General features: G+C 49.3%; 12 protein-coding genes. 6 read left to right on the forward strand and 6 right to left on the reverse strand.

Features of this window, described 5'->3' with window-relative positions; genetic code table 11:
• Positions 1–29 precede the first annotated feature (29 nt).
• Together cpxA and cpxR are read right to left on the reverse strand one after the other, a co-directional pair.
• A complete protein-coding gene (gene cpxA, locus BL249_RS16370; protein ID WP_099706368.1) occupies positions 30–1,406 on the reverse strand; it encodes an envelope stress sensor histidine kinase CpxA in 1,377 nt (458 codons plus the stop codon).
• A complete protein-coding gene (gene cpxR / locus BL249_RS16375; RefSeq protein WP_099706369.1) occupies positions 1,403–2,101 on the reverse strand; it encodes an envelope stress response regulator transcription factor CpxR in 699 nt (232 codons plus the stop codon). The genes cpxA and cpxR overlap by 4 nt, the downstream gene beginning before the upstream one ends.
• 152 nt (positions 2,102–2,253) lie before the next feature.
• Between cpxR and cpxP the strand changes: the two genes are divergently transcribed.
• Entirely contained in the window at positions 2,254–2,760 is a 507-nt protein-coding gene (gene cpxP, locus BL249_RS16380) for a cell-envelope stress modulator CpxP (RefSeq protein ID WP_099706370.1), read from the forward strand.
• A gap of 214 nt (positions 2,761–2,974) precedes the next feature.
• Here the strand turns inward: cpxP and BL249_RS16390 are convergent, their stop codons facing one another.
• The 3 genes from BL249_RS16390 to BL249_RS16400 form a co-directional block, all read right to left on the reverse strand.
• The gene (locus tag BL249_RS16390; RefSeq protein WP_099706371.1) at positions 2,975–3,955 is read right to left on the reverse strand and encodes a phage integrase; all 981 of its coding nucleotides are present in this window, start codon (positions 3,953–3,955) and stop codon (positions 2,975–2,977) included.
• A gap of 69 nt (positions 3,956–4,024) precedes the next feature.
• Complete coding sequence (locus tag BL249_RS16395; RefSeq protein ID WP_000229412.1) at positions 4,025–4,345, reverse strand: helix-turn-helix domain-containing protein; 321 nt, start codon at positions 4,343–4,345, stop codon at positions 4,025–4,027.
• A 205-nt stretch (positions 4,346–4,550) separates the two neighbouring features.
• Positions 4,551–4,787 (reverse strand): hypothetical protein, encoded by a 237-nt coding sequence (locus BL249_RS16400; RefSeq protein ID WP_099706373.1) that lies wholly within the window; start codon positions 4,785–4,787, stop codon positions 4,551–4,553.
• A 95-nt stretch (positions 4,788–4,882) separates the two neighbouring features.
• Between BL249_RS16400 and BL249_RS16405 the strand changes: the two genes are divergently transcribed.
• From BL249_RS16405 to BL249_RS16425, 5 genes are all read left to right on the forward strand, one after another.
• Positions 4,883–5,164 (forward strand): Cox family DNA-binding protein, encoded by a 282-nt coding sequence (locus BL249_RS16405; RefSeq protein ID WP_000130011.1) that lies wholly within the window; start codon positions 4,883–4,885, stop codon positions 5,162–5,164.
• Positions 5,165–5,174: 10 nt separating this feature from the next.
• Positions 5,175–5,378, forward strand: a complete 204-nt coding sequence (locus BL249_RS16410; RefSeq protein ID WP_099706374.1) for a hypothetical protein — start codon at positions 5,175–5,177, stop codon at positions 5,376–5,378.
• A 10-nt stretch (positions 5,379–5,388) separates the two neighbouring features.
• Positions 5,389–5,595, forward strand: coding sequence for a DUF4761 family protein (locus tag BL249_RS16415; protein WP_099706375.1), 207 nt, complete (start codon positions 5,389–5,391; stop codon positions 5,593–5,595).
• The gene (locus tag BL249_RS16420; RefSeq protein WP_099706376.1) at positions 5,585–5,815 is read left to right on the forward strand and encodes a phage filamentation protein Fil family protein; all 231 of its coding nucleotides are present in this window, start codon (positions 5,585–5,587) and stop codon (positions 5,813–5,815) included. Before BL249_RS16415 ends, BL249_RS16420 begins: the two co-directional genes overlap by 11 nt.
• 85 nt (positions 5,816–5,900) lie before the next feature.
• Positions 5,901–6,092: a hypothetical protein gene (locus BL249_RS16425; RefSeq protein WP_099706377.1), complete on the forward strand. Its 192-nt coding sequence runs from the start codon at positions 5,901–5,903 to the stop codon at positions 6,090–6,092.
• Here BL249_RS16425 and BL249_RS16430 read toward each other — a convergent pair.
• On the reverse strand, positions 6,089–6,252 hold a 164-nt coding region (locus tag BL249_RS16430; protein WP_241898819.1), incomplete at its 5' end, for an IS1 family transposase. The two genes, BL249_RS16425 and BL249_RS16430, sit on opposite strands and share 4 nt — an antisense overlap.

Consider the following 6,252-nt stretch of genomic DNA (forward strand, 5'->3'; position numbering starts at 1 on the left):
TTCTGTAACGAAGGCCAAAGGATAACAAATTACACGCGCTTATTGTACAGCGGTAGCCAGAGGGTAAGTCGCAGGCCGCCCAGCGGACTGTCGTCGGCTTTTACCCAGCCACGGTGTTGCTGGATGGCGGTTTCCACAATGGCCAGTCCCAGTCCGGTACCGCCGGATTCGCGATCGCGTGCTTCATCGGTGCGGTAAAAGGGCCGGAATATCTGTTCACGATCTTCTGCACTGACGCCAGGGCCATCATCATCAACGTGAATGGTGATACCCTGATTATCAACCGAGAAGCTGACCGAAATATGGCTGTGAGAATAACGTAGCGCATTGCGCACGATATTTTCCAGCGCGCTTTCCAGAGCATTAGGATTACCGTACAGTGGCCAGGGGCCCGGTGGATAGGGGACTTCCAGCCGTTTACCCATTTGCTCGGCTTCAAAGCTGGCGTTATCCAGCATTTCTTCCCACAGCTGATTTGCTTTCATTGCCTCACTGACCAGCGCATTATTGTGCTGATTTCGTGACAGCACCAGCAGATCGTTAATCATGCCGTCCAGACGCTGTGCTTCAGTTTCAATGCGCTCCAGCTCTTTCCCTTCGCCAAAACGACGGCGCATTAACGCGGCTGCCAGCTGCAGGCGGGTCAGCGGTGTCCGCAATTCATGGGAGATATCAGAAAGCAGCCGCTGCTGAGCGGACATCATCCGTTCCAGGGCGCTGATCATCTGGTTAAAACTGGAACCCGCAGCAAGGAATTCCTGCGGACCGGATTCCAGTTCCGGATGCTGACGCAGGTTACCACTGGCCACTTCATCCGCAGCAAATTTCAGTTTTCGCGCGGGTTTTGCCAGGCTCCAGGCGAGCCATAACAGCAAAGGTGCGCTGATTAACATGGTGACCATCAGCAGTAACAGCGGGCGGTCGAACAGCAGATTAATAAAATCCAGCTGTGAACTGCTGGCTGGACGTATCAGATAGAGCTGATAATTATCTTCGCCGTCCTGCACTGAAAATGGCCCCAGCATTTCGACGCGGCCATATTTTTTCTTTTGCGGATGATCGGCATTATCAGACTGACCAATAAAATTACGTATCACCTGCATTTCACTGTGCTGCGCGCCAAGCACCCTTCCTTCGCTGGTCACCAGCAATAGCCGCTGGCCAGGTGGCGCCCATTTGTCGATTGCCCGGAACAGCCGTTTCCACCACATCAGGTCATTTGGCGGGTCCTGTTGTAGCTCAGCTTCTACGTGTTGCTCAATCATTAAGCCCTGCCGTTGTTCACTGTTGAGCAACGGTGTCATCTGGCGGGAATCAAGTTTAGGCAACAATAATACCAGCATCAACACCAGAGCCAGCGTTAGCCAGAAAATAGCGAAGATGCGGGTAGTCAGGCTTGAAATCATGCGACTGAAACCATCAGATATCCACGCCCACGCAAAGTTTTAAACCAGGGCTGTCCATCTTTGCGATCGGGTAATTTTCGGCGCAAATTGGAAATGTGCATATCGATGGCACGATCAAACGGCGTCAGTCTTTTACCCAATACTTCCTGACTCAGGTGTTCGCGTGAAACCACTTGTCCGAGATGCTGAGCCAGCAGATAGAGCAGGGTAAATTCGGTGCCTGTCAGTTCCAGTACCTGATCGCCGAAGCTGGCTTCCTGACGTCCTGGGTTCAGGCGTAGTGAATCCACTTCCAGCGTCGGGGAACTGCTGTCGTGCTGTTGCTGCAGTTCGCTCCAGTGTGAGCGACGCAAAATAGCACGAATTCGGGCTACCAGTTCACGGTCATTAAAGGGCTTGGGCAGATAATCATCGGCACCCAGTTCCAGTCCCAGAACGCGATCCAGCTCGCTACCGCGAGCAGTCAGCATGATCACCGGAATCTGGTGTTGCTGGCGTAGTTCTTTTAAGGTGTCAATGCCGTTCTTTTTCGGCATCATGACGTCAAGTAATAATAGATCAATTGAGCTGTCTACAAGGCTAAGTGCCTGTTCACCGTCACCGGCGACCACCACATTAAAGCCTTCCATTTCCAGCAATTCTTTCAAAAGCGAAGTTAGTTCGCGGTCATCATCAACCAACAAGATTTTATTCATCTTTTCTTGCCCTCCGCAGGCAAAATAACTTGAACAAATGCGCTTATCCTATCACTTTACTTAGTTTTACACCCCCTGACGCATGTTTGCAGCTGGCCCCGTAGACTGAATCTCGTAATAACGAAACACAGCGACAAACCTGGGAGTAAACGATGCGCAAAGTTACAGCCGTCGTTGCGGTTCTGCCGCTGATGGTAAGTTGCACTACTGCTCTGGCTGCAAACGCTACGACGAGTGATGATATACATCAGCAACATCGTGGAATGACGACTGGGAGTATGACGCAATTTCCGCGAAATCACATGCTTGATGGCATCGAACTGACAGAAACGCAGCGTCAAAGGATGCGCGATCTGATGCAGCAGACCAGACAGGAGCCGGCTTCCGTCAGCGTTAATGATTTGGAAACATTGCACCAAATAATGACAGCAGACCAGTTTAATGAAGCGGCTTACCGTGCTGAACTTGAGAAAATTGCTCGTGCAGAAGTCGCAAGACAGCTTGAATTTGCCCGGGTACGTCATCAGATGTACCAGCAATTAACGCCAGAACAACGAGCCGTTTCAGATCGAAATCATCAGCAGCGCATGGAAACTCTGCGTACGCTGAATGAAAGGCAGCAGGTAACATCGCTGCAGGCTGTCAGTAGTAACCAGTAATGTAGTAAGCAGTAACGCAGTAACCAGTAGTGTAGTAACCAGTAACATAGTATCCCTGTTTTCCTTGCCATAGACACCATCCCTGTCTTCCCCCACATGATGTGGGGGTTTTTTTATCAGGTACTTAGGAAAAATCCCTTATAAATCAATACTTCTTGCAACAGCCATAAGCAGTTACAAGAAGGATATAGCGTTACGGGTGTAGACAATATTGTCACACCGCCAGCCCGCCGCCGAGAGGGTTTAACGTTACCGCGTGTTGCAGGTAATCGGGGGCAAGGTGAGCATAAACCATCGTCTGTTGTATGCTGGCGTGCCCCAGAATTTGCTGTAACGCAATAATGTTCCCTCCATTCATCATGAACCAGCTTGCGAAAGTATGCCGAAGAACGTGTGTGGCCTGCCCACGTGGTAAATCGGGCTTAACCTGTCTAAGTCGTTCGCAGAAGTTTTCATAGTCAACTTTGAACAGTGGCCCGGTGTCGCTGGTCTTGATCTCTTTCTCTAGTTCTTCCGATATCGGAACGGTGCGCTTTTTTCCGTTTTTGGTCTTAAGGAACGTTACGCGCCCGTGATTAACCTGCTCACCTCGCAGCGTGCTGCCTTCGCCCCAGCGTGCGCCGGTGCTGAGGCATAGCAGTGCTACACGTCGATCGTCGCCGGTCAGAGTATCCAGCAATCTGCTGATCTCTGATTTTGCTAGATAGGTCATAGCTGGCGGCGCTTCTTTCAGTGGTTCCAGACCCTTGCAGGGGTTTTCCTTCCTGAACTCTTCCAGTTTTATCAACGTGCTGAACATCCCGGATAAGCGGTAAATATCCCGGTTGATCGTTGCTGCGCTGATACCGTCTTCCAGCCGTTGGCCTCGGTGCTGAGCAATCATTCGCTTGTTCAGTCGGTTAACGGCTGGATCGCCCAGTGCCCTGATTGTTTTATTCAGGTGCCGCTTTTCAATCTCGCCATTTTCCTGAGTCTGTCCGTACAGCAGCCACCAGGTATCTAACAACTCGCTTAAGGTGCGGCGGTCAACGCTCGCGCCCAACCATTCTTTTTTGTCGGCGTTGGCTAATACATAACGCTCAAAAAGAACCGCCTCTTGTTTCTTCTCAAATCGCCTGCGGATACGTTTTCCGTTACGTCCGCGCGGCCATACGTCTACTTCATATTGACCACCTTCGAGCTTCTTAATCGACATAAGAAAGCCCTCCGGCGTTTATTTCCCCATCCTGGTAACAGATAGTGAAAATGTAATGTTTATAGATGGTTAACCAGTTTGAGTCTCTGAGCGGCCTGATCCAGTTGACTCTGGCCCAATGTGTGCGAGGGCCGGTGCGATTTGACCAGCTTGAGGGGCGGTCTTATCAGTCATTAGCCAGAGCGTATATTTTGCGAAACGTGAATGCTGGGTGATCTTAAGCAAGATATCGCTACCAATGCTCTCCACTCTTCCTGTCTCGTAATACTTCTGCGTGCCAGCAGGTATTCCAGTTAATTCAAAGAATTGCTGCCTTGTTAACCCCTCTGCATCCCTGATAGCTCTGATTTTTTCACCCACGCCGCTTGACGGGGTAGGGATCTCTACCATAACATTCTCCTTAAGGGTGGTAATCTCTACCATGAGCAACCGCCAATATAAGCAGTTACAAGCCGAAATAAGCGCCTAGCGCTAATGCGGAGATTAGCACAAATGAGTGGAAGACTTGAGCAGGACAACAGAAGTGACGGAATCCATGTTGCTGAATTCCGCCGTAGTTATTTCCCAAATGGACGTTATGCGGGGACGGTTAAAACTAGTGGCTCCGCTTCGGGGCCAGTGAAGCGGCAAGTTCAGCTTTAGCAATGTATTGCTGAAGGAAGGTTACGGTGTCTTTCGCTTGCTCAACGGTTAAACCAGTAAACAGCTCACCAGCTTCAGGCAGTTTTGTCGGTGTTGCTAAATGGTAATGGAAGCGTAAGCAAGCCAGGTCATTAGCAACGAGGTACTCAAGTTCAGCAGGAATGTAGATAGGTACTTCTTTCTGAGACATAAAGATCTCCTTTCTGGTTGTGTGGAAACACCAGAGTACCACGCGCCGGGCGTGGCTAAAAATCCCGGCCTATCTTCAATGAGAGGTGAAACGCTATGACAGACAAAGAGTTAGAGGGATTCATTGAAGTGCGTCACGCCGTAGATGCAGTTCCGTACCCGAAATTTGCCGAGTTAATCGGTAAGAAGCCCGCCACGGTCAAGAGCATGATTGAAGACGGTAAGTTGCCGATCATCCCGTGGAAGAATCCGGAAAGCCTGGGTGCCCGCGCTGAGAATTGGATCTATATTCCTGAGTTCAACCGTGCAATGCGTGACGCCTACTACAACCGTCCGAGAGAGCAGCGCGATGCCTGGTTGCTGTGGATCGGTCTTTGAGGTTATCGCAATGAGCCAGAAAACAGCCAACCTCGAAAACCGGGTGCGTGAATGCAACGACATTCTGGACACCCATTTAAAAGATATGCAAACGGGCTTCATGATTCGCACCAATTGCGGCGAGTTCATGGTCAGGGATAAAAAGCTGATTAAGAAAATCACCAAAGATGTGGCACGCCATGTTGATGGTGGATTGCTTAAATTGGGAATGTGAGGGGGCTTTTGTGGCTGTGCAATTAATACAGTTAAGTCGTCACTCATATTTATATCGTGGCTTCACTATTCAGAAATGCCCGCGTAATCCTTTTACGCTGAAACACTCTTACCAAATTTCCAGTAATGGCGATTATTTCGGGCGTGACTTTGCTTTAGCGGAAGCCATGCGCACGGTTGATCAGATGTATAAGCAAGGGGGCAGTTATGCACGATGAAGGCCCATCACTGGCAAGCCTACTTAAGCACGGGTGCCAGGTCACACACTTCAAGAACTCACGCGGCTGGCTGGAAACGCCGGACGGAAGATTTTTTAAACCCGAACCGGCGAAGGTTCAATTTATCAAAGGTAAAAATAAACCGTTTATTTATACCAAAAGATTAAATAAAGGCTTCCTGCTTACTCTGGCTGAGTTATTTAAAAAGCTAATTAAGTAACTCGGTTTTAAAAAACAACTCTGTTTTCTCTGCCCCTTTATTAAGTGGCGGCGGTTCAACTCATTCTTTTTTTGAGGAAGAGATTATGACCAGACGTGATCAATATAGCTTCATTTTGCATGTACTTTTACCTGCTATCGAAAATGAAGGATTAACCATTAAAACCCGCCGTGATGGTGAATTAACCCTTTCAGCCAATGGGTCAGTAACCACCAATTTTATAAGCAACCTGCGCCAGCACTGCATTGAAGAATTGCAGGGTGATGCCTCCAATTAGTAGAACATGTGTTTCTCGATAAACGCTCCAATGACTTTTTCGTGGATCTCAACTGAGCGCGAAAAGCAGATTGTTTTACGAGCCAACCGTTTAATGCGGGTGCGGAGCGTCAGGTTATTACGTTCAATGCGTTGGGTGAAAATTTTGCCCGTCAGATGCT

Source organism: Erwinia sp. OLFS4, assembly GCF_002752165.1.
In the GTDB taxonomy this organism is placed as follows: Bacteria; Pseudomonadota; Gammaproteobacteria; order Enterobacterales; family Enterobacteriaceae; genus Izhakiella.